Origin of the sequence: Sporosarcina sp. Marseille-Q4943 (assembly GCF_943736995.1) — a bacterium.
In the GTDB taxonomy this organism is placed as follows: domain Bacteria; phylum Bacillota; class Bacilli; order Bacillales_A; family Planococcaceae; genus Sporosarcina.
Map to the genome: position 1 here is coordinate 977587 of NZ_OX031157.1, position 23189 is coordinate 1000775.

24 protein-coding genes are annotated in these 23189 nt (G+C 45.3%); 12 read left to right on the forward strand and 12 right to left on the reverse strand.

Translation table 11 applies throughout. The features are described 5' to 3' along the window. Positions 1-137: 137 nt before the first annotated feature. The 4 genes from NIT04_RS13920 to mutY form a co-directional block, all read right to left on the reverse strand. A complete protein-coding gene (locus NIT04_RS13920; RefSeq protein WP_252504141.1) occupies positions 138-1883 on the reverse strand; it encodes an ABC transporter ATP-binding protein in 1746 nt (581 codons plus the stop codon). A 53-nt stretch (positions 1884-1936) separates the two neighbouring features. Next, positions 1937-2485 (reverse strand): DUF402 domain-containing protein, encoded by a 549-nt coding sequence (locus tag NIT04_RS13925; protein WP_252504142.1) that lies wholly within the window; start codon positions 2483-2485, stop codon positions 1937-1939. A 142-nt stretch (positions 2486-2627) separates the two neighbouring features. After that, positions 2628-2828 carry a gamma-type small acid-soluble spore protein gene (locus NIT04_RS13930; RefSeq protein ID WP_252504143.1) on the reverse strand — a complete coding sequence of 67 codons (201 nt, stop codon included), beginning with the start codon at positions 2826-2828 and terminating at the stop codon, positions 2628-2630. A 45-nt stretch (positions 2829-2873) separates the two neighbouring features. Further along, positions 2874-3953 (reverse strand): A/G-specific adenine glycosylase, encoded by a 1080-nt coding sequence (gene mutY / locus NIT04_RS13935; protein ID WP_252504144.1) that lies wholly within the window; start codon positions 3951-3953, stop codon positions 2874-2876. Between the two features lie 118 nt (positions 3954-4071). Between mutY and NIT04_RS13940 the strand changes: the two genes are divergently transcribed. Further along, positions 4072-5055 carry a metal-dependent hydrolase gene (locus tag NIT04_RS13940; protein ID WP_252504145.1) on the forward strand — a complete coding sequence of 328 codons (984 nt, stop codon included), beginning with the start codon at positions 4072-4074 and terminating at the stop codon, positions 5053-5055. Between the two features lie 160 nt (positions 5056-5215). Here NIT04_RS13940 and NIT04_RS13945 read toward each other — a convergent pair whose 3' ends face one another. Both NIT04_RS13945 and recX read right to left on the reverse strand, forming a co-directional pair. Then, entirely contained in the window at positions 5216-5545 is a 330-nt protein-coding gene (locus tag NIT04_RS13945) for a YfhH family protein (RefSeq protein WP_252504146.1), read from the reverse strand. Further along, the gene (gene recX / locus NIT04_RS13950; RefSeq protein ID WP_252504147.1) at positions 5535-6347 is read right to left on the reverse strand and encodes a recombination regulator RecX; all 813 of its coding nucleotides are present in this window, start codon (positions 6345-6347) and stop codon (positions 5535-5537) included. Before recX ends, NIT04_RS13945 begins: the two co-directional genes overlap by 11 nt. A gap of 242 nt (positions 6348-6589) precedes the next feature. Here recX and NIT04_RS13955 point away from each other — a divergent pair, with 242 nt between their 5' ends. Next, the gene (locus NIT04_RS13955; RefSeq protein ID WP_252504148.1) at positions 6590-7486 is read left to right on the forward strand and encodes a TIGR01777 family oxidoreductase; all 897 of its coding nucleotides are present in this window, start codon (positions 6590-6592) and stop codon (positions 7484-7486) included. A 61-nt stretch (positions 7487-7547) separates the two neighbouring features. Next, positions 7548-8351 carry a polysaccharide deacetylase family protein gene (locus NIT04_RS13960; RefSeq protein ID WP_252504149.1) on the forward strand — a complete coding sequence of 268 codons (804 nt, stop codon included), beginning with the start codon at positions 7548-7550 and terminating at the stop codon, positions 8349-8351. A gap of 337 nt (positions 8352-8688) precedes the next feature. Here NIT04_RS13960 and NIT04_RS13965 read toward each other — a convergent pair whose 3' ends face one another. Then, positions 8689-9651: a M23 family metallopeptidase gene (locus NIT04_RS13965; protein WP_252504150.1), complete on the reverse strand. Its 963-nt coding sequence runs from the start codon at positions 9649-9651 to the stop codon at positions 8689-8691. A 323-nt stretch (positions 9652-9974) separates the two neighbouring features. Then, complete coding sequence (locus NIT04_RS13970) at positions 9975-11150, reverse strand: MFS transporter (protein WP_252504151.1); 1176 nt, start codon at positions 11148-11150, stop codon at positions 9975-9977. Between the two features lie 64 nt (positions 11151-11214). On the opposite strand from NIT04_RS13970, the gene NIT04_RS13975 reads away from it, so the two are divergent. The 4 genes from NIT04_RS13975 to NIT04_RS13990 all read left to right on the forward strand — a co-directional run bounded on the left by NIT04_RS13975 (position 11215) and on the right by NIT04_RS13990 (position 15749). After that, positions 11215-11601, forward strand: a complete 387-nt coding sequence (locus NIT04_RS13975) for an OsmC family protein (RefSeq protein ID WP_252504152.1) — start codon at positions 11215-11217, stop codon at positions 11599-11601. Positions 11602-11931: 330 nt separating this feature from the next. Then, positions 11932-12108 (forward strand): SE1561 family protein, encoded by a 177-nt coding sequence (locus NIT04_RS13980; protein ID WP_252504153.1) that lies wholly within the window; start codon positions 11932-11934, stop codon positions 12106-12108. 20 nt (positions 12109-12128) lie between these two features. Beyond that, positions 12129-13667 (forward strand): fumarate hydratase, encoded by a 1539-nt coding sequence (locus NIT04_RS13985; protein ID WP_305880109.1) that lies wholly within the window; start codon positions 12129-12131, stop codon positions 13665-13667. Positions 13668-13844: 177 nt separating this feature from the next. Next, entirely contained in the window at positions 13845-15749 is a 1905-nt protein-coding gene (locus NIT04_RS13990) for a heavy metal translocating P-type ATPase (RefSeq protein ID WP_252504154.1), read from the forward strand. A 21-nt stretch (positions 15750-15770) separates the two neighbouring features. Here the strand turns inward: NIT04_RS13990 and NIT04_RS13995 are convergent, their stop codons facing one another. Continuing rightward, on the reverse strand, positions 15771-16757 hold the full coding sequence (locus tag NIT04_RS13995; protein ID WP_371922549.1) for a YihY/virulence factor BrkB family protein: 987 nt from the start codon (positions 16755-16757) through the stop codon (positions 15771-15773). Positions 16758-16780: 23 nt separating this feature from the next. Then, entirely contained in the window at positions 16781-17158 is a 378-nt protein-coding gene (locus NIT04_RS14000) for a YtxH domain-containing protein (protein ID WP_252504155.1), read from the reverse strand. 259 nt (positions 17159-17417) lie between these two features. On the opposite strand from NIT04_RS14000, the gene NIT04_RS14005 reads away from it, so the two are divergent. Both NIT04_RS14005 and NIT04_RS14010 read left to right on the forward strand, forming a co-directional pair. After that, positions 17418-18800 (forward strand): sodium:alanine symporter family protein, encoded by a 1383-nt coding sequence (locus tag NIT04_RS14005; protein WP_252504156.1) that lies wholly within the window; start codon positions 17418-17420, stop codon positions 18798-18800. A 48-nt stretch (positions 18801-18848) separates the two neighbouring features. After that, positions 18849-19070: a DUF1128 domain-containing protein gene (locus NIT04_RS14010; RefSeq protein WP_252504157.1), complete on the forward strand. Its 222-nt coding sequence runs from the start codon at positions 18849-18851 to the stop codon at positions 19068-19070. Positions 19071-19170: 100 nt separating this feature from the next. Here the strand turns inward: NIT04_RS14010 and motB are convergent, their stop codons facing one another. Continuing rightward, positions 19171-19932, reverse strand: coding sequence for a flagellar motor protein MotB (gene motB / locus NIT04_RS14015; RefSeq protein WP_252504158.1), 762 nt, complete (start codon positions 19930-19932; stop codon positions 19171-19173). After that, positions 19916-20731 carry a flagellar motor stator protein MotA gene (gene motA, locus NIT04_RS14020; protein ID WP_252504159.1) on the reverse strand — a complete coding sequence of 272 codons (816 nt, stop codon included), beginning with the start codon at positions 20729-20731 and terminating at the stop codon, positions 19916-19918. Before motA ends, motB begins: the two co-directional genes overlap by 17 nt. Positions 20732-20919: 188 nt before the next feature. Between motA and NIT04_RS14025 the strand changes: the two genes are divergently transcribed. The 3 genes from NIT04_RS14025 (at position 20920) to NIT04_RS14035 (ending at position 23114) form a co-directional block, all read left to right on the forward strand. Further along, positions 20920-22152: an aminopeptidase gene (locus tag NIT04_RS14025; protein ID WP_252504160.1), complete on the forward strand. Its 1233-nt coding sequence runs from the start codon at positions 20920-20922 to the stop codon at positions 22150-22152. Between the two features lie 105 nt (positions 22153-22257). Continuing rightward, positions 22258-22395 carry a hypothetical protein gene (locus tag NIT04_RS14030; protein ID WP_252504161.1) on the forward strand — a complete coding sequence of 46 codons (138 nt, stop codon included), beginning with the start codon at positions 22258-22260 and terminating at the stop codon, positions 22393-22395. A gap of 143 nt (positions 22396-22538) precedes the next feature. Beyond that, positions 22539-23114 carry a carbonic anhydrase gene (locus tag NIT04_RS14035; protein ID WP_252504162.1) on the forward strand — a complete coding sequence of 192 codons (576 nt, stop codon included), beginning with the start codon at positions 22539-22541 and terminating at the stop codon, positions 23112-23114. Positions 23115-23189 lie beyond the last annotated feature (75 nt).

Here is a 23189-nt window from a genome sequence, read left to right on the forward strand (position 1 = left end):
GGGGAACATAGACGCGATACTGCGTGCTTTGGACGCGGAACGGTGCACTTTGGGCGTGTAGCGGCTTGCTTTGGACCGATTGCCGAATGGCAGAATGAAATGAAAAAAGCTACCGGTTTTGTCCGGTAGCTGCATTATTATAGCGATTGAACTTGAAACAGATTGTAATAAATTCCTTGTTGCGCCATCAGTTCCTCATGGCTTCCGGCTTCCTTCAATTCCCCATGGTCGATGACAAAGATCTTGTCGGCATGGGTGATCGTCGATAGCCTGTGGGCGACAATCAAGGTTGTCCTGTCACTGGCAAGACGTTCAAGGGATTCTTGGATGAGCGCTTCGCTTTCAAGGTCCAATGCGGAAGTTGCTTCATCCAAAATGAGCAACGGCGGATTTTTCAAAAACACGCGTGCGATGGCAATCCGCTGTTTTTGACCTCCCGATAATTTCACGCCACGCTCCCCAACAGTCGTATCATATCCTTCCGGCAAAGATTCGATAAAGTCATGCGCGTTTGCGGCTTTGGCGGCAGCAATGACTTCCTCATCCGTTGCATCCGGCTTACCCATCAAAATATTGCTTTTCACCGAATCGCTGAAGAGGATGCTGTCTTGAAGGACGAGCCCGATTTGGTCACGCAACGATTTCAATTGAATATCGCGCAAATCATGTCCGTCAATCCGGATCGATCCATCCGTCACATCATAAAACCGCGGAATCAAACTGACAATCGTCGACTTTCCTCCGCCGCTCATGCCGACTAGCGCTACGGTCTCACCCGGTTTGACTGTGAAATTGACATCCCGCAAAACCGGTTCTTCGTCTTCCGCATACGAAAAACCGACATGATCGAATTGGATTTCCCCTTCGATCCGCGGCAATGCTTTTGCACCGCTCTTATCTTTAATATCATATGGCTCTTCCATCAGTTCGAAGACCCTGTCCATCGATGCGAATGATTGCGTCAAAGACGTGGACGCGTTAACTAACCGCCGCAACGGGTTGTACAAACGGTCGATGTACGCAATGAACGCAACCATCACACCGACCGATAAAGAACCGTTGATCACTTGATAGCCCGCATAAGAGATCACGAGCAAAGGCGCGACATCGGTAATCGTGTTGACGACCGCAAACGCCTTCGCATTCCACCGTGTGTGATCGAGAGCCTTATCGAGGAAATTGCCGTTCGTACTGTCAAAGCGCTCCTGCTCTTTATCCTCTAACGCAAAGCTTTTAATGACGCTAATCCCCGATACTCTTTCATGCAAATAACTTTGAACGTCCGCAAGCGCCTGCGAACGCTTCCTCGTCAAGTCCCGGAGTTTCCCGAAGAAATGCTTCACGCTGTATGCATAAAAAGGGAATGCGAGCAAAGTCACAATCGTCAATGGAACGTCCATCGTAAGCATGATGCATATGGCAATGACGATTGTCGCAAAGTCGAGCCACACATTCATAAGGCCTATTACGACGAAATTCTTCGTCTGTTCAACGTCATTGATGACACGTGAAATGACCTCGCCCGCCCGCGTATTGGAATAGTAGCGCAGCCCGAGCCTTTGTAAATGTCCATACAAGTTTTCACGGATATCGTATAAGATTTTATTGCTGACGTATTGTGCGTAGTATTGGCGATAGTATTCGACAGGCGGCCGGATGATGAAGAATAGTAAAACGGTCCCTCCCATCCATAGGAAAAGCTGCTTCGTCTTTTCCGCATCGGTCAGCGTATTCGCCCCGATAATATCGTCGATGACAATTTTAATTAGGTATGGAATGAATAAAGGAATTGCAAATTTCACGACGCCAATTAAAATCGTCAAGATGATTTGCCAATTATATGGCTTTACAAACTTTAAATACCTCTTTATGCTCTCACCCATTTTCATCCTCCTTTAACAATAAAAAGCCCAACTGCTTGAATGCAGACAGGCTCTCATTTGTCATTTTTCTTTACCTGTTTATAGAACTCATACCTGGATGTCCACACTTCGATGAAGTCTGGTGCAAATGGGCCTTTGCGTTGTTTGATCCACAAGAGCAGTTTATCTAGATTACGCTTCAATATTTGATCGATCACTTCAGGATAATTCATCTTCTTTTTATGATCATCATATTCGTCCTCATCCAAAATCAAATAGCTCATATCGGGAAACACTTTTACATCGAGATCATAATCGATGTATTTCAATGAATGATTGTCATATACGAAGGGAGAACTCATATTCACATAGTAATAAACCCCGTCTTCCCGAAGCATGCAAATGATATTGAACCAATGCTCGGCATGGAAATAACAAATCGACGGCTCCCTCGTCAACCATGTCCGACCATCCGCTTCCGTTACAAGCGTCCGTTCGTTCGCTCCGATCACAATATTGCGCGTCCCCTTCAACACGGTCGTTTCCTGCCAGACACGGTGGATATTGCCATCATGCTTGTAGCTATGTACCTGTATCGTTTCGCCTTCTTTCGGTATTGTCATCAGTAAAACCACCTTTAAATGTCGGAAACCCTAATATTCGTACATTATACCAATTGGCCGATCAAAATTGAAACGTTTGCCCTTCGATATAGACATATAAAAAAACCGGCAGCTTTAGCTGCCGGCCGGTGATGTCCATCCATTATTTCGACTGTTTTCCGAAACTTCCTGCGCCGCCGGAAACGTTTTGTTTGTTCATTTCCGATTGCTGGTTTTGTTGGCGTACCTCGTTCACGTCTGTTTCAGATCCAAACTCTTCAGACATGATTTGTTGTTTGACTTTGTTTGGGTTTGTGAACGAAGCTTGCGTTTGTTGTTGGTTGTTTCGATTTTTGTTTGCCATGGATTTTCACCTCCGTAACCAATATGATGTTCAAAGCACCCCGTTTTATTCTAGAATTCCTTTTAGGAAGTTGTTGGTTTTTTTCAGTTCGTCCCAAACTTTTATAACCGGGACCGCTTTTGGCAATGCCTCAACTTCTTCGTTTGTAAAAAACGTAAAGCCCTCAGGTGCTGCATCATCGGTTACCGCAAAATAACTTTTCATTTCCCACGTCAGATGGGAAAAGATATGTCTGAACTCGATCAATGGCGTAATCACTTCGACATTTATTCCAAGTTCGGCTTTCACTACTTTATCTAGAGAGCCCGCATTGTTTTCCACCATCGGAAACTCCCACATATTTGCCAAGAGCCCTTTTGACGGCCTTTGCGTCAATAACCATTTTCCTTCGGTATTCCTGATGGCGAAGGAAAGAATAGGCACTGTCTTCATCTTCACTTTTTTGGACTTCACCGGCAGTTCCTCCTGCCTTCCTTCGTGGAAAGCTGTGCAGAAATCACGAACCGGGCATAAAAGGCATTTCGGTCGTGGCGTGCAAATTGTAGCCCCGAGCTCCATCAGACCTTGATTGAACGACGATGGATCGTCTTTGTCAATTAACGCCATGACGACTTCCTCGAATAGTTTTCGCGTACGCGGAATCGCGATATCCTCTTCGATTAATAAGATTCGTGACAGGACTCTCATCACATTCCCATCGACAGCATGCTCCGGAACGCCGAAAGCGATGCTGAGCACGGCTCCTGCAGTATATGGACCGACGCCTTTCAATTTGGAAATGTCTTTCCGATTTTCAGGAATCCGGCTTCCGTACTCTTCTACAACTTCCTTTACGCCAGCCTGCAAGTTCCGCGCACGGGAATAATAGCCAAGCCCTTCCCACATTTTCAAGACATCTTCTTCCTTCGCATACGCCAAATCGGATAGCGTCGGAAATTTTTCAATAAAACGTTCATAATAAGGGATGACCGTTTCGACACGTGTCTGTTGCAACATCACTTCCGACACCCATATATGATAGGGATTTGACGTCCTTCTCCAAGGAAGATCCCTCTTTTCTTCCAAATACCATGTAATTAATGCTTTCCTAAATTCACTTTCAAGTTTCCGTTCAAATAATTGCATGAAGTCCTCCGTTTTGCATATGCTTTTCGTTAATGAAAAATAGGGTATATACTAAATGAATAAAGATTGCTCTGTTTTTGTTTTTGCCAATTCAGAGGCGGTGTAAAGGAGTGATTTTTTGGATACCGGAACACATATTGTCATGGGCGCCGCCGTTTGCGGTTTGACATTGGCGGATCCAGTCGTTGCCTCAGATTCAGTCACGATGACAGCGGTGTTTATCGGAGTCGTCTCAGGCTCTTTGATACCTGATGTCGATACTGTACTTAAATTGAGGAATAATGCGGTTTATATACGAAATCATCGCGGAATTACACATTCGGTGCCTGCGGTCCTGCTTTGGCCGCTTGTCATCTCGATTTTGCTGTCATTCCTTTTTCCCGAGGCAGCCTTCTATCATCTATGGGCATGGACTTTCTTAGCGGTGTTTTTGCACGTTTTCGTAGACATTTTCAACGCATATGGAACCCAGGCGTTACGGCCGTTTTCTAATAAATGGGTTGCCATTGGGGTTATCAATACGTTTGACCCGATCATTTTTGCGTTGCACATTATCGCAATTGTTGCATGGGCGTTCGGCGCAGAACCTGTTCTGACGTTCACGCTTTTGTACATTGTCGTTTTCTTCTATTATTTGTTGCGTTTTGCCGTCAAAGCAGCAGTCACACGTGCCGTACGCAATACGATTCCGGATGCCGAAGATATTTTCATCGCACCGACAATGCATTTCTTCCAATGGAGAGTTGCAGCGTCCAATAAGAAATGTCACTATGTCGGAAGAGCATATGGCCGTTCTGTCAATATATACGACAAGTTCGAACGCGAGCCAATGCCGAACTCACCTTATATCGATGCAGCGATGGAAGATAAGAACATCCAGGCATTCGTGTCTTTTTCACCAATCTATAGATGGTCAGTTTCTTATGTCGGACATTTGTATGAAGTACGCCTCATCGATTTGCGCTATCGGAGCAAGAGCTATTATCCGTTCGTCGCTGTCGCACACATTAATGAAGAAATGGAAGTCATCAATTCGTACACAGGATGGATATTTTCGGAGGACAAACTCCGTAAAAAACTCAATTTCATTCCTAATTCATAAACAAAAGCGGAGGGCGCCTGCTCAGAGACGACGGGCATAAGGCAAATATACGCGCTCTTTGCCACGCAGTATATTTGTCTTATGACCCCGAGGCTCTGGCGCCAGGAGTCTAGACGTAAACAACAAGTAAAAGCTTGCCGGATTTCGGCAAGCTTTCTTTTTATTTGCCCGTTTTTACCGATTGCAACATTGCAATTGGCAGCGCCTCTTCCGCACGTTCGCCGCCTAATCGGTATCCCCATGCAAAGCGGCCTTTCAAGTAGTCGACGTGGAAAAAGACTCCTTCATCCCCTTCGATTCTGTAGATTTCCCCGGGAATGATTGTTGACGGGTCGATCATATATGATTTCGCCATAAGCGCCTTACGTTGGTAGACGGCAAACTCATTGATCATGCCCAATTGCTCCGCCTTGCGTGCTTTTTCCATCAGGCTGCCGATTTCCGAACGCAACTCGTGTTCATTCATTTCACTATATTTTTTAGTCTCCATCTTCTTCGTTCTCCTTTTTTTCGATGAAACTGTCAATCCGTTCGAACGGAATCCCTTTTTGGTACATCGCTTGTTTGACACGATTCCGTAATTCATAGCCGGAATGCTTTAATTTGTATCTACGCCATGCTTTTTCGCCGACCGTACTAATTATTGAATCCCATTCATCTTCATCCCTGCCGAAATCGATTTCTTCCATGACACTGCTGATCAATTCAAAGGAGAAGCCTTTGCGGGCTAGCGCATTTTGGATTTTTTGCTTCAGTTGCGCCGGTGCAATATTGCGGTTTGAGCGGGCCGCCTTTTCGGCTAGCTTTTTAGCGACTGTAAATTGTTCTTCCTCTGAATAGTTTTCAAGCACTTGTTGCTGCAACTCCTTCCCGACCCCTTTTTTCTGCAGTTCTTGTTGGATCGCTTTTGGACCTTTGTTTGATGCGTTTTTCTGTGTTCGCATTAATGCTTCGGAAAAAGCCTCATCGTCAAGGAATCCAAGCCTTCTCAATTTGACGATTGCTTCGAGGACGACGGCTTCTCCGAATTCCAATTCCATCAGTTTCTTTTTCACTTCGAATTCGCTACGCATTCGGAAGGATAGGTAATGGAGCGCGCGATTGAATGCTTTTTCGATTTGGTCATCGTATGTGATTTCGTCCATCGACCATTCGTCGAGCTGCATTCCTTTTGTCAGTCCGAATTTGACGAGGACGGATTCATGGACGCTGAAGGCGTATGTTTCGTCTAGGAATATATTATAACGTTCGCTATCACGTTTTTGTTGTGTTATTTTCGTTATAACAGGCAAATCTTTTCGACCTCCCTTGCTATCTATCAGTATACATGTTCTGTTCGAGGAGGTCAGCTTTATAGAATTAAACTGGATTTCCGTTTCAGGCGGACGCTTTCCGCGGGCGGTCCGTGAGCCTCCTCGTCGCAAGCGACTGCGGGGTCTCACTTGGACACGCTTTTCCCGCAGGAGTCGCCGCCTTCCACTCCAATCCAAAATAAATATAACCATATATTAAATCACACGGAGGAGGCACAGGTATGAAAGTTGTTATTGCGGGTGGTTCTGGTTTTATTGGACAACATATTACAGATCTACTAGTAGAGAACGGTCATGAAATCATCATTCTTTCACGGAATGAAAAACCTGACAGCGAGAATTTGAAATATGTGCTTTGGCTGCAAGAGGGAGCTGTTCCGGAGAAAGTGATTGGCGAGCCGGATGTGTTTATTAACCTTGCTGGGGTCTCGATTAATGATGGACGTTGGTCGGAGGCCCATCAGAAGCGGATTTATGATAGCAGGATGGAAGCGGCGGACGAACTGATTCGAATGATAGGCAAGATGAATATCAAACCGTCTCTCTTCATTAATGCTAGCGCTATTGGAATTTATCCCGCTTCAGAAACCGCAATGTACACGGAGGAATCTACTGAAGTTGCGACAGACTTTCTTGGCAGGACGGTGAATGATTGGGAGAAAAAAGCGGCTACGTTGAACGACTTAGGGATACGGACCGTATACACCCGGTTCGGTCTCGTTCTTGGAAAAGATGAGGGTGCTTTGCCGCTCATGGTTTTGCCGTATAAAATGTATGTCGGCGGCAGAGTCGGCTCGGGACGGCAATGGGTTTCCTGGGTGCATGTGCGAGACGTAGCAAGAGCCGTTCTGCACGTTATGCAAAATGGCCAATTGGAAGGCGCGGTCAATGTCACCGCACCATTCCCCCTCCGGATGGATGAGTTCGGGAAAATGATTGGCGCCACTATGCGCCGGCCGCATTGGCTCCCTGTTCCATCCGCCGTCATGAAGCTAGCGCTTGGAAAAAAAAGCTCGCTTGTGCTGGAAGGGCAGTATGTGAAGCCTGAAAAGCTATTGGCGGACGGCTTTGAATTCGATTTTCCAATTCCGTCCTTGGCTTTGGAAAATTTGCTGTAAGTAAAAATGAGTATATTTCCTCTCCTTCCGCACATCCTACGCAAAAAGGAGAGTGCGATCTATGGTAGAACAACATGGCCCCGGGATTCTTATGGCTGCCTTCATCATCGTTGTAGGCATTTTATTTAATCCGTTTTCTGCTCAAGCCGAGGAATTCCATTGGGGATTCAAAAAAGCAACGAATGGAGTCCCTCCGAACGCGGGATCAGCTTTTGAATCGATGCTCGATAGACATGGTGCCATCTACAAAGGAAAGCCGGACGCAAAAATCGCCTATTTGACTTTCGATAATGGCTACGAAAACGGTTATACCGAAAAGATTTTGGATGCATTGAAAAAAGAGGAAGTCCCTGCGACATTCTTTCTGACGGGCCACTATTTGAAAAGCGCTGCCCCGCTTGTTCAGCGGATGGTGAAGGATGGACATGGAATCGGAAACCATTCCTATGATCATCCGAACATGGCGAATCTATCGGAAGCAAGAATGGAGGAAGAATGGAAGAAGTTCGATGAGCTCCTCTATAAGACGGCAGGAGTCGAGCGTACGGTTTACGCAAGGCCCCCTGAAGGCATTTTCAACGATGCCGTCTTGCGTAAAGGCAACGAGTTAGGTTACCGCCATATATTCTGGTCCGTCGCATTCATCGATTGGCATGCCAATAAGCCGCGCGGTCGAGACTATGCCTATAATGAGCTCATGAAGCAGCTGCATCCCGGAGCCGTCATTCTTATGCACACTGTGTCTCCCGATAATGCGGAAGCATTGCCGGACTTCATCCGCGATGCGAAGAAAGCAGGCTATGAATTCCGGTCGCTGGATGATCTCGTCCTTGAATATGAAAATGTCCATTCGATTTTGCGATGAACCCAAAAGCATCCCATACAATATTATTTGAATATGAGAAAACACAATTCAATTTAGAAACAGACCGCCAATTCTAATTAGAATAGCGGTCTTTTGGATTATGTAGTCAACATTTTCTTTAATATTGCCTTTAGCTATCCAGTGTAAAACCGTTGATTTCCGCTACAGACGGACGCTTTCCGCGGGGCGCGGGTGAGCCTCCTCGTTCGCTTCGCTACCTGCGGGGTCTCACCAATCGCGCTAAGTCCCGCAGGAGTCGCCGTCTTACACTCCAATCAACTAAGTGTCTGGTTTGTACAGCTATCGTGCCATATTGCTGAGTTCAATGATTATAGATTTACTCCACAAAATCCCCATGGATAAATTTATTCTCCCGATCAAATGTAATATTAATGCTTTTTGAAGTCAGTGGGTCCGAAGAATCAGCCACATGAAAGTGGATATGCGGTTCGCTGGAATTCCCTGAATTACCAACTAGTCCAAGCAGGTCACCCTTCTTAACCTTATCCCCTTCCTTTACTACAATCGACTGGTATTTGAAATGAACAAGATAACTGAATTCCTTATTCCCATGGTCAAGGATGACATAATTCCCCAAGGGCTGCTTCTTATTCATTCTACCAACCGGTTTATTATCCTTCACGCTATTTTCCACTTTAACAACCATTCCATCAGCCGGGGCCAAGTATTCCTTACCAAATGCATAATAGCTTTCGTTTAAGGTAGGATCTCCTTCATAGGTGCTCTTCTCATTCATTACCACAAAGTCGTAAGCATAGCGCTGGTTTTCATATGCATAATGGTAATTAACCAGGCTATTCGTACCTCCCCAAAACACAAACCACTTATCTTGAAAAGGAAAATCAAATACTGTTTCTGTATAGATGTTATCAGTTTCCGGATACATAGAGAGTGGCATAACCTGCAATCCTTGGATAATATCATCCTCATCAAAGATTGCCACCATCCCTTTAGAACCACTATCATCTGTCCAAATGTATTTCTTGGCGCCATTACCATAAGGGATTTCAGATTGTAATATATATATAGTAACGTCTTTATTAAATTCTTCACCTAACTCTTGAAACTGCTTCAAGGTAACTGCATCCTGAAACGCTTTGCTCGTCTGTCTGTACACCTTCTCATAGTCCCCATTTAGAAAAGCATTGGACAATTCGTTCGGCTTCAACATTTTCTCATCTTGAACAGAATCTTTTACCTTCTCCTCTTCAGTATTACAAGCGGTTAAGAAAGCCATTGAAAAAGTAACCAGTATTAAACAAAACCTCAAATACCTCAAGCATACCCCCTCCTTATAAACCATTAATTATGAAATACTACGTATCATTGAATAAAAAAGTTTCATAAACAAAGACTAAGGTTCGGATTGTATACTATAATTCAACATTCTTTGTGATCGCTTGAGTGGCCATTTTCAAATTCGGAACAATCATTGGAAGAACTATATATAAAACGCTCCGTTGCTTGGAGTGCAGGCGCCGACTCCTGCGGGAATAGCACGAGCCGAAGACCCTGGACGGAGCGAAGCGGAGGAAGCGGCTAAGGCCGTGCCCGCGGAAAGCGTGCGCCGGAACGGAAAGCAACCGTTAATCTTTGCTGCCTTTAAATAAAGATGCTTTTTCTTTTCATACCGTAAAGCGAGACGATAAACAACACGACGAACAGGATCGAGATGATGAGAAAATAGCTGACATTTTCGACGAACTCTAGGAAAAGCCCGCCTGTAAACGGTCCAGTAAGACTGCCAATGCTGAAGAAGATGCCGCAAAGCAAATTACCGGTCGGCAATAGATCCTTCGGAGTGAGGTCGGACATATATGAAATGCCGAGCGAGAAGATCGACCCAACAAAAACGCCTGCAATGAAAACGGTCAGCATGATGAAAGGGACTGAGTTCCCCACCAAACTCGCAGCCCAAAAGGCGATTGCTCCTCCCCCGTATGTTATCGGAAGGACCATTTGTCTTCCAAACTTGTCCGAAAGCATGCCGAGCGGCAACTGTGAAATGATGCCCCCTGTTGAAAAAATGGCGAGGATCATCGACACGGACGTGAGTTCTAAACCATTTCGCAGTGCATATACCGGGTACATCGCATTTAAAGAAGATTCCAGGAATCCGTAGCCGAACGGTCCTAAAAAAGCGATCCATGCAATCGCGATCGTGCTTTTCGACCGTTTCAAGAAGCTTCCGGCTTCCACATTCCCTTTCATCACTTCCGGGTAATCATTCTTTAACTTGAAGACGAGCAGCCATGCAGACATGCATAATAAACCTGAAACGATGAACGGCAGCCCTTCATGGACATTTACTAGCGGTGCAAAAAGCGGACCTACAGCAAAACCTAAGCTGAATGACAAGCCATAGATCGCAATATTCCTGCCTAATGTTTGTTGCTTCGATGTACTTGTTATCCACGTTTGTGTCGAAAAATGAAGGGCATGATCTCCGATGCCTATTAACAAACGGAGGATGAACCAAAAGACGACATTTTTCCACAATGGGAACATAAGCAATGATAAAAAGACGATAATGCCGCCTAATACGATGACGGGTTTGTAGCCATATTTACGCAATGGAGCTTCCATGAATGGGGACACGAGAAGCGTTCCTATGTATAAGCCTGTTGCATTCAGGCCATTTAATGCGCTCGAAATTCCATCCCGCTCGAAAATGGCGGAAATGAGAGGTAATAACATACCTTGGGAAAAGCCTGAAATCGAGACGATGATGACAAGAATCCAAAACCGCCGCTGTTCGGCAGTTGTTGTTGTACTCATAAGCAATACGCTCCTTAATCATGCGGAATACTCTATAATAGTAGCATAAGGAGGATTGATGTAAATGAAATTCGAAATGACTGAAAATGGATTTGAAACGGAGACTTCGTTCGGCAAGCTGCAAATTTCCTCGAATGACGAATACGGATTCCGTCCATACCAACTTTTAGTTTCATCCATCGCAGTATGCAGCGGAGGCGTTCTACGGAAGATCCTTGAAAGAAAAAGGTTGCCTGCAAAAAATATTAGCATCGAAGTGAAGGAAGTCGTCCGGAATGAGGAAGTTGCAAACCGTGTGGAAAAGATCCATCTTCATTTTCTAATTGAACGTGAAAAAATTGAAGATGAACAGATGAAGAAGATCATGCATGTAACGGCAAAGAACTGTTCAATGGTTCAGTCTGTCATTGATTCAATCGAGGTCGTCGAAACGTATGAATTTGTAGGATGAATGAATAAGGCCCAGTCCATATCTGATGTCAGAATACGGCTGGGCCTTTACTTATGAATAGAACCTTCACTTTCATTTTGCATATAATTCGTAGGCGTCTATCGGCTAGGGCCGTCAAACGTTCACGGATCCCCTCCTTTTCGTAAGGATTCGATTCGTCTCTACACTACGGCCTCCTTTTCCAAATGATTACTTGTAGTATAGCATGATATTTTTCTATTGTAAACATTTTGTTAAGCTGAATTTTCATTTTATTATTGAGCGCTTTGGCAACATTGAAAAAAGCATGCAACTCGTATACGATTACAATGATGAAAAGAGGTGTACTTCTTGGATAATAGGCAAAGCAATAATCATGTCGACGAGTTGAAAAGTCGTCTCCATCAATTTTTGGAGAAGCTTGAATCGATCGAGCCAGAAACGACTGACCTCGACGATATCGATCAACTAATCGATTTGATCGATGAACTGGAAAACCAAATGAATAAACTAAAAAAAGATCAATGATTTTCTAGGGGGAAATGAGAATGTACATAGAACAACTTGAGAAAAGCATGTATGATCTAATTTGCGAAACGTCTACAAATCTTCCGAAAGACGTCCGGCGCGCCGTAAAAGCAGCTAGAGAGCAAGAAGATGCCGGCACACGGGCTGCAATGAGTCTTGACACGATTGCAAAGAATATCAATATGGCAGACGACAAGCTATCCCCGATTTGCCAAGATACCGGCTTGCCGACATTCAAGATTAAAACGCCGATCGGAGTCAACCAACTGGTAATTAAGGGAGCCATTAAAAAAGCGCTCGTCCAAGCGACAAAAGATGGCAAACTGAGACCGAATGCAGTTGATTCGATAACTGGTGAGAATAGCGGGGACAATCTCGGCGACGGCCTTCCAGTCATCAAGTTCGAGCAGTGGGAAAACGAACATATTGAAGTGAAATTGATCCTGAAAGGCGGCGGCTGTGAGAATAAAAACATTCAATATAGCCTGCCGACGGAATTGGAAGGGTTAGGCCGTGCGGGCCGCGATCTTGACGGCATCCGCAAATGCATCCTCCATTCTGTATATCAAGCACAAGGACAAGGCTGTTCAGCAGGTTTCATCGGCGTTGGAATCGGCGGAGACCGGACGTCAGGCTATGAGCTTGCGAAAGACCAGCTTTTCCGCGCAGTGGACGACGTGAATCCTAATCCGGAACTCGCCAAGTTGGAAGCGTATATTCTCGAATCTGCGAATAAACTCGGCATCGGAACGATGGGCTTCGGCGGAGAGGCGACTCTGTTAGGTTGTAAAATCGGTGTCATGCATCGTCTTCCTGCCAGCTTCTATGTTTCCGTAGCATATAACTGCTGGGCATATCGTCGGATGGCTGTGGATCTCGATTCGAAGACCGGTGCCGTTACAAAATGGCATTATAATGAGGGGGAAAAGCTTTCCTTCGCGCAAGACGATGATCAAACTGAAACGAAGCAGACATCCCGTATTGTCGAGTTGTCTGCCCCGATCAGCGAGGAACAGATCCGCGACCTTAAAGTTGGGGACGTCGTTAAAATAACCGGCCGCATGTATACAGGACGCGATGCGATCCATAAGCATCTTTCCGAAAATGACGCACCTGTCGATTTGGATGGCCAGATCATTTACCATTGCGGTCCGGTCGTTATGAAAAATGAAGACGGCGGATATGAGATCGTTGCCGCTGGGCCGACGACTTCAATTCGCGAGGAGCCGTACCAAGGCGATATTATGAAGAAATTCGGCATCCGCGCCGTAATCGGAAAAGGCGGAATGGGGCCGAAAACACTTGCAGCGCTCAAGGAACATGGCGGAGTTTATTTGAACGCTATCGGTGGAGCTGCACAATACTATGCAGATTGCATTAAAGCGGTTGAAGGCGTTGACCTTCTCCAATTCGGCATTCCGGAAGCGATGTGGCATTTGCGCGTCGAGGACTTTACAGCCGTCGTCACGATGGACTCACACGGAAACAGTCTACACGCGGATGTTGATCAATCATCTCTAGAGAAACTATCCCAATTTAAAGAAAAAGTTTTCAGTTAATTAACTAATGCCTCGGCACATATTGTGCCGGGGCTTTTCCATGCTATTTTCCTTGCCCGAGGTCATGTGTATTGCTTTTCCCTTTGAGTTTGGTATACTTACTTTATAATAATTATCAAATCATAATAATTATCGCTAACTGAAGTTGATACTCATTCTCAAAAAGGAGGTAGTAAAATGACAACGCAAACGAAGGAAACGCCACAAAGTCCTGCACATTGGACAGTGCATTTGGAACTTATCGCTGCAATCCTAGCGGGATTTCTGATTTTAGCTGCTTGGTTGATTGGAAAAGATGGATCATCGACTCTCTCAATCACTCTATATATTATCGCCTTTCTGATAGGCGGCTTTGCGAAAGCGAAAGAAGGCATCGAGGAAACGATCGCCGATAAGCAGTTGAATGTGGAGATGCTGATGGTGTTTGCAGCAATCGGCTCCGCAGTAATCGGCTATTGGGCTGAAGGAGCTATCCTAATCTTCATTTTTGCAATTAGCGGCGCCCTTGAGACGTATACATTAAATAAGAGCCATAAGGAAATATCTTCGTTAATGGAGCTGCAGCCCGAGGAGGCTTGGCTCATACAAAGAGACGGCTCCACTGTGAAGGTAGCCACCTCCTCCCTCTCGGTCGGCTCACGGATACTTGTAAAACCCGGAGAGCGGATTCCTGTCGATGGTGTTGTCATGAAAGGAACGACTTCTGTCGATATGTCGGCCATCAATGGCGAATCGGTTCCAGTTTCCAAAGCCGAAGATGATGAGTTATTTGCTGGCACGGTCAATATAAGCGGAGCAATCCAGATGGAAATGACGAAGCCGAGTACGGAAACATTGTTCCAGAAAATCATTACCCTTGTCCAAAATGCACAAAGTGAAAAGTCTCCATCTCAGCAATTCATCGAAAAATTCGAAGGCACGTACGTGAAGATTGTCATTTTCACTGTCATCGTCATGATGTTTTTACCGCATTATCTGTTCGGCTGGGATTGGACGACGACGTTTTATCGTGCTATCGTCCTGCTGGTTGTCGCCTCCCCTTGTGCACTCGTCGCATCGATCATGCCCGCGACGCTCGCAGCTGTTTCGAATGGAGCGAAGAGAGGAATCCTTTTTAAAGGCGGCGTCCATATGGAGCATCTTGGTTCATTGAAAGCGATCGCCTTTGACAAAACCGGCACATTGACTTCCGGAAAGCCGGTCGTAACCGATTTTGTCGTCCGTGAAAATGCAGACGCCGAGCAAGTCCTTGCCCTGCTTTCGAGCATCGAGGCGCAATCGAATCATCCACTCGCAGTCGCCATCGTGAAATACGCTGAAGAGCAAGGAGTGCTCCAGCAGGATAGCCCACATATCGAAGACGTTCCGGGATATGGAATACGCGCATTTATCGACTCCGAAGAGATCCTCGTCGGAAACCCGAGGTTTGTCGGGACGAAATTCATTGATGAATTCCATGATGGAATCGTCCATGACCTTTCAAATGAAGGAAAGACTGTCGTTTCCATGAGAGATAAGGGAGGGATCCTCGCAGTCATCGCCTTGATAGATACGCTTCGACCTGAAGCGGTCCAGGCAATAAAGGATCTGAAACAATTAGGAATCCAGTCGATCATGTTGACAGGCGACAATGAAAAGACAGCGAGGACAATCGCCAATGAAGCGGGATTGGACCGTTATGTAGCCGAATGCCTGCCGGAGACAAAGGTCGAGGAATTGAAGAAGCTTCTTACGGAACACGGTGAAGTCGGAATGGTCGGGGATGGTATCAATGACGCCCCTGCTTTGGCGACAGCGACTTCAGGTATCGCAATGGGCGAAGGTACCGATGTCGCATTGGAAACGGCAGATGTCGTCCTCATGCAAAATGATTTGACTCGCATCTCTTATGCTGTGAAAGTTTCGAAGAAGATGCAGCGGATCGTGAAACAGAACGTCTTCTTTTCCGTCGCCGTCATCGCTGTCCTGATCATCTCCAATTTCATGCAAGTCGTCGATCTGCCTTTAGGCGTCATCGGCCATGAAGGAAGCACGATCCTCGTCATATTGAATGGACTCCGTTTATTGAATAAAGTCGAATAAAGACGAAAAGAGCAATGCATGTCAACCGACAGCATTGCTCTTATCTTTAGCTAGTTTTGCTTGCTTCCGTTCCGTCATGACTGCGTTCAATTGACCACCAAGCATTAAAATGATCGCTGAAAAATAAAGCCACATCATAAGGACGATAATCCCCCCGATGCTCCCATACGTCTTCGAGTAATTCGCGAAATTACCGACGTAAAAGGAGAAGGCAAGTGACGTCAATATCCATCCCGCAGTGGCGAACAACGCGCCTGGCATTGCACTTTTCAATCGGACCTTCAGATTCGGGACCGCCCAGTAAAGCGCGGAAAAAACAAGGAAGATTAAAATAGGAGGTATGATCCATCTTATGCTTCCCCATAATTTCAGGAAACCTTCTTCCATTCCAAAATAAGAGAATGCTAGCATTCCGATCTGCTGACCGAATACTGGCAATAGTAGGGCGACAACCAAGACGCCAATCAATGCAATTGTGAATACGACGGACATCGCTCTTGCCACGATGAATGATCTAGATTCCTCTACATGATAAGACCGGTTCAATGCCTTCGTAAGAGCGTTCATCCCTTTCGAGGCCGACCATATCGTTGCCAATGCCCCGATCGATAATAATCCCCCATTCCGGTTATTCAATATTTCTTGGAGGGTGTCACGAATCAGCGTATATACGCTGTCAGGAGCATAATCCCTTATGAACAGGAGCACTTGGGATTCATCGATATTCAAGAATGGCAATAATGTTATCAAAAAGATTAATAGAGGAAATAGAGATAATAGGAAAAAGAACGCCAACTGAGAACCTAAGCCAGTGATATCCACTATCTTTATTCTCACGAGGAGCTCCTTCCAAAATCCTTTCGTCGTTGTGACATCGAATTTTTCTAAATCTCCGTCCTTCACGTCGTCCAGGAATTGCATGATTTCGGAATCCGCCATGAACCCGCTGTTTTTTTCCTCGGACGACAGTTTTTCTTTTTTCGGAGGTAACGGGTCTGTGTACTTCACATTTGCCTCACTCCTTCCGGGACTTAATTCTTTTTTGCTTCCATAGCCTCTTTCGACTCGTTGACAATCTCCTTGTATTCCTCTTTCGAATCAACGAAGGCTTCCTTCGTCCCGACGACAAGCTCTTTCACTTGCGGCGTCAACGTTTTTAACTCTTCCACTTGATTCTTAATATATGCGGCATCTCCAGAAAATTGTTCGTAAATCGATAAGTACTTGTCTTTCTGATGTTGAAGTTTCTGTTTCAAGACATCCGGATTTTTCGAATAATATCCTACTTGCTCAATCATCGCGCTTGATTTTCTCTTCACTTGGTAACGGGTGCTTCTATCGAACATGCTAATAGCTCCACCCAATATTGCCCCCATTATAATAAACTTTCCAAATTTGCTGTTTCCCACGTAAAACCCTCCAATATCATTCTAATTTGCATATATCATTATACCCCTCGAAAGAAAAAACAAACAATCTTCGCGAATTCGCAAAAATGTCTTGACTAACATGAAGTGGTTAAGGCATATTAACCATAACACTATCAATATTCTCAATAGTCCAATGTTTCGATAGTGATAAAGGAAGGGAGTCGATAGTCTGGGGGGGAATGTTTTTGATGTAAAAGTAATTCCAAATCAAAAAGACAACTAAACAGGGGGTAGTATGATGGATGTAATCACAGGCTTTTTGGACAAGGCAAGTGGATTTATTTGGGGGCCACCATTGCTTGTCCTACTTGTGGGAACGGGTATCTTTTTAACTGTAAGACTCGGATTTATCCAAGTGCGTTTATTGCCGTATTCTTTGAAACAAGTATTTTCCCGTAAGCACGATAAAAAAGCGGACGGCGATATTTCACAGTTCCAGGCGCTGATGACAGCGATGGCCGCCACTGTCGGCGTCGGTAATATCGTCGGTGTCGCGACTGCTGTATATATGGGCGGCCCGGGAGCGATCTTCTGGATGTGGCTAGCAGGTTTCTTCGGAATGGCAACGAAATATGGGGAAGCCATCCTTGCGGTCAAATACCGAGTTAAAGATTCCAAAGGTCAAATGGCTGGAGGACCGATGTATTATCTTGAACATGGTCTGAAGAAGAAATGGCTTGGTGTCGCATTTGCCGCCTTCGGAGCGCTTGCCGCTTTTGGGATTGGTAATGGTACACAATCGAAAGCTGTTGCAGACGTCATGAACAACACATTCAACGTGCCACATTGGATTACGGGGGTTGCACTCTTCGCTTTCGCCGGACTTGTCATTCTTGGGGGAATCAAGTCGATCGGCCGTGTTACTGCATTCTTCGTTCCAATCATGGCACTCTTCTATTTCATTGCGGGTGCAATCGTTATGGTCATGAATTTCGATTTGATTCCAGGAGCATTCGGATTGATTTTCAGTGACGCGTTTACTGGACAGGCTGCCGCCGGTGGTGCAATCGGTGCGGTAATCCGATTTGGTGTCGCTCGCGGTCTATTCTCTAATGAAGCTGGTCTCGGTTCGGCTCCTATCGCGGCTGCTGCTGCAAAAACGGACATGCCTGGCCGTCAAGCACTCGTCTCCATGACACAAGTGTTATTCGACACTCTCGTTATCTGTTCAATTACAGGTATTACGATCGTCATGTCGGGTCAATGGAAAGACAAAACGATCGATGCTGGCGCTTTGACTGCCCAAGCTTTCGGAGAATTCCTAGGCGGTGCTGGCCCGATCATCGTTGCAATCGGTATCGTGTTTTTCGCATCATCCACAATTCTTGGTTGGGGCTATTACGGAGAGAAATGTTTCCAATACCTGTTCCCTAAACATGGAGCTGTGTTAGGCTATCGTATTGCATTCGTCCTGTTCATTATGGTAGGGGCTGTCGCTTCCCTTGATATCGTCTGGTTGCTTGCTGACGTCTTGAACGGTTTGATGGCAATTCCGAACTTGATCGGTCTTCTTGGATTATCTGGAGTGATCATTATGGAGACGAAACGTTTCCAAGCGAAGATCGCCGAAGAGAAAGAAGCTGCAAAGTTGGGGAAAACAGCACCGGTTGACAACAAGTAAGATTAATGTGATGATTAAGTCCGAAGCTAATGAAGGGCGGACGACATTATGGATCTATCTCAACCAACACCTGAAAATGTAACGTATATGATTGAAAAAATTAAAGAAAAACTGCGGATGGTCAATGTGGATGCAATGAAAGCGGAGAACTTCAGCACATCCCAATATGAAGACTTGGTTTACATGTATGAGATGGTGATGAAAAGGGATAACATCACTCCGAATGAAATGCAAGCCATCGCCGCTGAACTTGGTGCATTGCGTAAATAAATGACCATTATACCGATATGACAGGACATTCCTGCCATATCGGTTTTTTCATGCAAAAAAATAGCGGATGAAGAAAATTTCTTCATCCGTTACCTATCATCTATTCAACTGACGTTCCATCTTTTAAAACGAGAGGTTGTATAAGCACTTCAACCCGTCTGTTCTTGCTTCTTCCTTCCGCCGTGTCGTTTGTTGCGACCGGTTTGTTTTCCCCATACCCCTTCACACTGAACAGCTGAGGATCCAAATTATCATTGCCGACAATCGCCCTTAGGAAATTAATGGCCCGCATCATGCTGAGTTCCCAGTTCGAGGGGAATTCTGCGCTATGGATCGGAACATTATCGGTATGTCCCGTAATGACAATTTGACGCGGCTTTTCAAAAACAAGCAAATTGGAAATGTCTTTCGCCAAACTTTCATACTGCGGTTTGATCGTCGCTTTGCCTGACTCGAACAGAATGCTGTCTCTAATTGTGATCAACAGTCCCTCTTCTGTCAATTTCGTCTGAAACTGATTTTCGAGCTCGTGAACCGCGATGTACTCATCAAGCTTATCCTGGATCTCCTCTAGGGATTGTTGGTCTTCCAAATAGGAGGAGTTTTCATTCTGCTCTCCTGCACTGTCTTTCGGAATCGGCACAGTTGTCGGAGCAGCGTTATCCATCACGCCCGTCCCCCCGTCAAAAATCTGGTTGAACACGGACGATATTTGGCTGAATTTAGCTTCATCCAATGAGCTCGACGCAAATAGGACGATGAACATCGCCAATAGCAACGTGAGAAGGTCTGCATAAGGCAAAAGCCAAGACTCGTTAATATGACCTTCTTCCCTATTCCTTCTCTTACGTTTCCTCGACAACCTGGCCCGCCCCCTTGTCGCTCGTATTTTTAGCTGCGAGCTTTCGACGTTCTTCCATCGACAAGTAAGACGCCAACTTCTGTTCTATCACTCGTGGCGCCTCGCCCTCGAGGACTGATAGGACGCCTTCAATCATCATCATTTTTTGGCGAACTTCTTCTTTCGACTTGCGTTGCAGTTTATTGGCGAATGGATGCCACAGCACATAACCTGTGAAAATCCCTAACAACGTCGCGATGAATGCTGCCGAAATGGCTTGTCCAAGTGCATCGATATCATTCATATTCTTCAATGCGGCAACCAAACCGACAACCGCTCCCAATACGCCGAGCGTCGGAGCGTACGTCCCTGCCTGTGAAAAGATTTGCGCTCCTGCCGAGTGTCTATCTTCCATCGCTTCTACTTCTTCGGTAAGAACATCTCGGATGTAATCTGCGTTTTGACCGTCGATTGCAAGGCTGAGCCCATTTTTCAAAAACGGATCAGTAATTTCATCGGCTTTCGCTTCCAATGATAATAAACCTTCCCGTCTTGCAATATCGGCCCAGCCCGAGAACATTTTGATCAAGTCCGAGTCTGCAGTCAAATGCTGTTCTTTGAATATGATGCCGAACAGCTTCGGCACCCGCTTAATCTCCTTCATCGGGAAAGCGATGACGACCGCTGCCATCGTTCCGACAATAATGATGAGGATAGCGGCTATATTAAACAGGTTATCCGGCGTTACACCTTTCATCGCCATACCGACAAAAAGCGCCACAATTCCGAGGATAAGTCCAAAAACGGTTGATAAGTCCATATACGTACCTCCATGTCCTACTGTCTACTTCTTCTTATTTCGACATAATCCAATCATTCTTTAGTAATCTTGAATAATAAATATGGAACTTCCATGAATAATACATTGTTTCTGTTCACACTTTCCCCTTTGCCTGTTTTCTGACACTAGAGTACTATTAAAATATACAGACTAAGGAGGTTTTCATGTTGTCGACATTTGAACAGAAGTTAGAGAATTATGCCAGTCTCATCGTGGAGGTCGGAGCGAATATCCAAAAGGATCAGACGCTTTTCATCAGCGCTTCCATTGAGACTAAAGAGCTCGTCAGAAAGGTGGCCGACAAAGCCTATACTGCCGGCGCTCGCCATGTCATCGTCGATTGGGTTGATGATGAACTGACTAAACTTCGTTATGAAAAGGCGCCAGCAGAATCATTCTCGGATTTCCCTGAATGGAAAGTGATGGAACGCGAAAAACTTGCGGAAGGCGGAGCGGCATTCGTCAGCATCGTTTCACAAAGTCCTGACCTGCTAAAAAATGTTGAGCCTTCCCGTATTGCGGATGCCCAGAAGGCTGCCGGGAAAGCGCTGAGCAAGTACCGAAAAATGATGATGGCCGACCGCTTCAGTTGGTCAGTCGTTGCCGCTCCGTCAAAGGCTTGGGCTGCAAAAATGTTCCCTGAGCTGGACGAAACTGAACAAGTTCCGGCACTTTGGGAAGCTATCTTCAAAGCGGTCCGTGCAGATCAGGATGATGCAGTCGGCGCATGGAAGGAACTTGACCGCAACTTGAATGAAAAAGCCGATTATCTGAATGAAAAAGCATACGCCAAGCTTCATTACAAAGCACCGGGCACTGACTTGACGATTGAATTGCCGAAAGGGCATATTTGGGTTGGAGGCGGAAGCGTCAATGTGGACGGAAATGCGTTCATGGCAAATATGCCGACTGAGGAAGTTTTCACGGTACCTCATAAGACAGGCGTAAACGGCTTTGTCAAAAACACGAAGCCGCTTAGCTACGGAGGAAACATTATCGATGATTTCACGATCACTTTTGAAGACGGCCGGATTACAGAAGTGAAAGCTGCCCAAGGAGAAGAAGTCCTCAAACGACTCATCGATACAGATGAAGGGGCTAAGCATCTAGGAGAAGTCGCCCTCGTTCCGCACGTTTCGCCAATTTCCGAATCGGGGCTATTATTCTACAACACGCTTTTCGATGAAAATGCATCGAATCACTTGGCGATCGGCAGTGCGTATTCCTTCTGTATCGAAGAAGGTAAAACACTGTCTTCAGAGGAGTTGGAAGAACGCGGGCTCAACCAAAGCATTACGCATGTCGACTTCATGATTGGGTCTGCTGAAATGGATATTGACGGCGTTTTGGAGGATGGTACTGTCGAACCCGTCTTCCGCAATGGAAACTGGGCCTTCTGATTTTAGACACAATTCCTTAAAACATTTCAATCTCCTCTTTAATTATCGGAGGATTATAGTATAATGAATGTATAATAAATATTCATTGTAGAGAGGGGTCGCATCATGGGCTTAATGTATACTACAGTTATTGGATATGCTATCGTTCTTGGTTTAGCAGCATTATTTACAATGCATTATCTTGGGAAAGCTCTCAATTCTGCGGATGCAGAAACAATCGATCCGAAACCGGAAGTAAAATAAAAACAAAGAGTTGCCACTTGGCAGCTCTTTTCTTTTTCTGTACACTGTTTAATATAAATTGAAAAATGATTTGCAACCACAAGACGCTTGAAGGGCAATCTTGTAGTTCAAGAAAATTCCATATAGAATACGGAGGCCTCTACATGACCATCTTGTCTGAAATCATTGCGTACAATAAAGAATTCGTCAATGAGAGAAAATTCGAAGAATATGCCACTACAAAATTCCCCGATAAGCGGATCGTCATTTTAACTTGCATGGATACAAGACTGACAGAACTTCTTCCGAAAGCGATGAATTTACGGAATGGTGATGCGAAAATCATTAAAAGCGCCGGCGCCATCGTCACTCATCCTTTTGGCGGAATCATGAGGAGCATCCTGATCGCCCTCTACGAATTGCAGGCTGATGAAGTTTATATTATCGGCCATCACGACTGCGGCATGAGCTCCATCGACACGGAAAAAATCATAGGAAAAATGGTTAATCGTGGCGTGGATAGAAACCTATTTAAAACATTACAGTATTCCGGAGTTAATATGAAAGATTGGCTGCGTGGTTTCAATGATGTCACCGATAGTGTTAAAAGAAGTGTGGACCAAGTTCGGAACCACCCGCTTATGGATCGCAAAGTTCCTGTCCACGGTCTCGTCGCACACCCTGACACAGGCCTCTTGGACATCATCGTCAACGGATACGATTTAATCGACGAAAACTGACACATGATTTCCCGGGAAATATGTAATATGACAAAAACCGATTCTTCAATCAGAAGAATCGGCTTTTTATTTTAG

Coding starts and splice junctions, on each gene's coding strand:
- NIT04_RS13920 (WP_252504141.1), bottom strand. CDS start 1,883: ATGGGTGAGAGCATAAAGAGGTATTTAAAGTTTGTAAAGCCATATAAT.
- NIT04_RS13925 (WP_252504142.1), bottom strand. CDS start 2,485: ATGACAATACCGAAAGAAGGCGAAACGATACAGGTACATAGCTACAAG.
- NIT04_RS13930 (WP_252504143.1), bottom strand. CDS start 2,828: ATGGCAAACAAAAATCGAAACAACCAACAACAAACGCAAGCTTCGTTC.
- mutY (WP_252504144.1), bottom strand. CDS start 3,953: ATGCAATTATTTGAACGGAAACTTGAAAGTGAATTTAGGAAAGCATTA.
- NIT04_RS13945 (WP_252504146.1), bottom strand. CDS start 5,545: ATGGAGACTAAAAAATATAGTGAAATGAATGAACACGAGTTGCGTTCG.
- NIT04_RS13955 (WP_252504148.1), top strand. CDS start 6,590: ATGAAAGTTGTTATTGCGGGTGGTTCTGGTTTTATTGGACAACATATT.
- NIT04_RS13960 (WP_252504149.1), top strand. CDS start 7,548: ATGGTAGAACAACATGGCCCCGGGATTCTTATGGCTGCCTTCATCATC.
- NIT04_RS13970 (WP_252504151.1), bottom strand. CDS start 11,150: ATGAGTACAACAACAACTGCCGAACAGCGGCGGTTTTGGATTCTTGTC.
- NIT04_RS13975 (WP_252504152.1), top strand. CDS start 11,215: ATGAAATTCGAAATGACTGAAAATGGATTTGAAACGGAGACTTCGTTC.
- NIT04_RS13985 (WP_305880109.1), top strand. CDS start 12,129: ATGTACATAGAACAACTTGAGAAAAGCATGTATGATCTAATTTGCGAA.
- NIT04_RS13990 (WP_252504154.1), top strand. CDS start 13,845: ATGACAACGCAAACGAAGGAAACGCCACAAAGTCCTGCACATTGGACA.
- NIT04_RS14005 (WP_252504156.1), top strand. CDS start 17,418: ATGGATGTAATCACAGGCTTTTTGGACAAGGCAAGTGGATTTATTTGG.
- NIT04_RS14010 (WP_252504157.1), top strand. CDS start 18,849: ATGGATCTATCTCAACCAACACCTGAAAATGTAACGTATATGATTGAA.
- motA (WP_252504159.1), bottom strand. CDS start 20,731: ATGGACTTATCAACCGTTTTTGGACTTATCCTCGGAATTGTGGCGCTT.
- NIT04_RS14030 (WP_252504161.1), top strand. CDS start 22,258: ATGGGCTTAATGTATACTACAGTTATTGGATATGCTATCGTTCTTGGT.
- NIT04_RS14035 (WP_252504162.1), top strand. CDS start 22,539: ATGACCATCTTGTCTGAAATCATTGCGTACAATAAAGAATTCGTCAAT.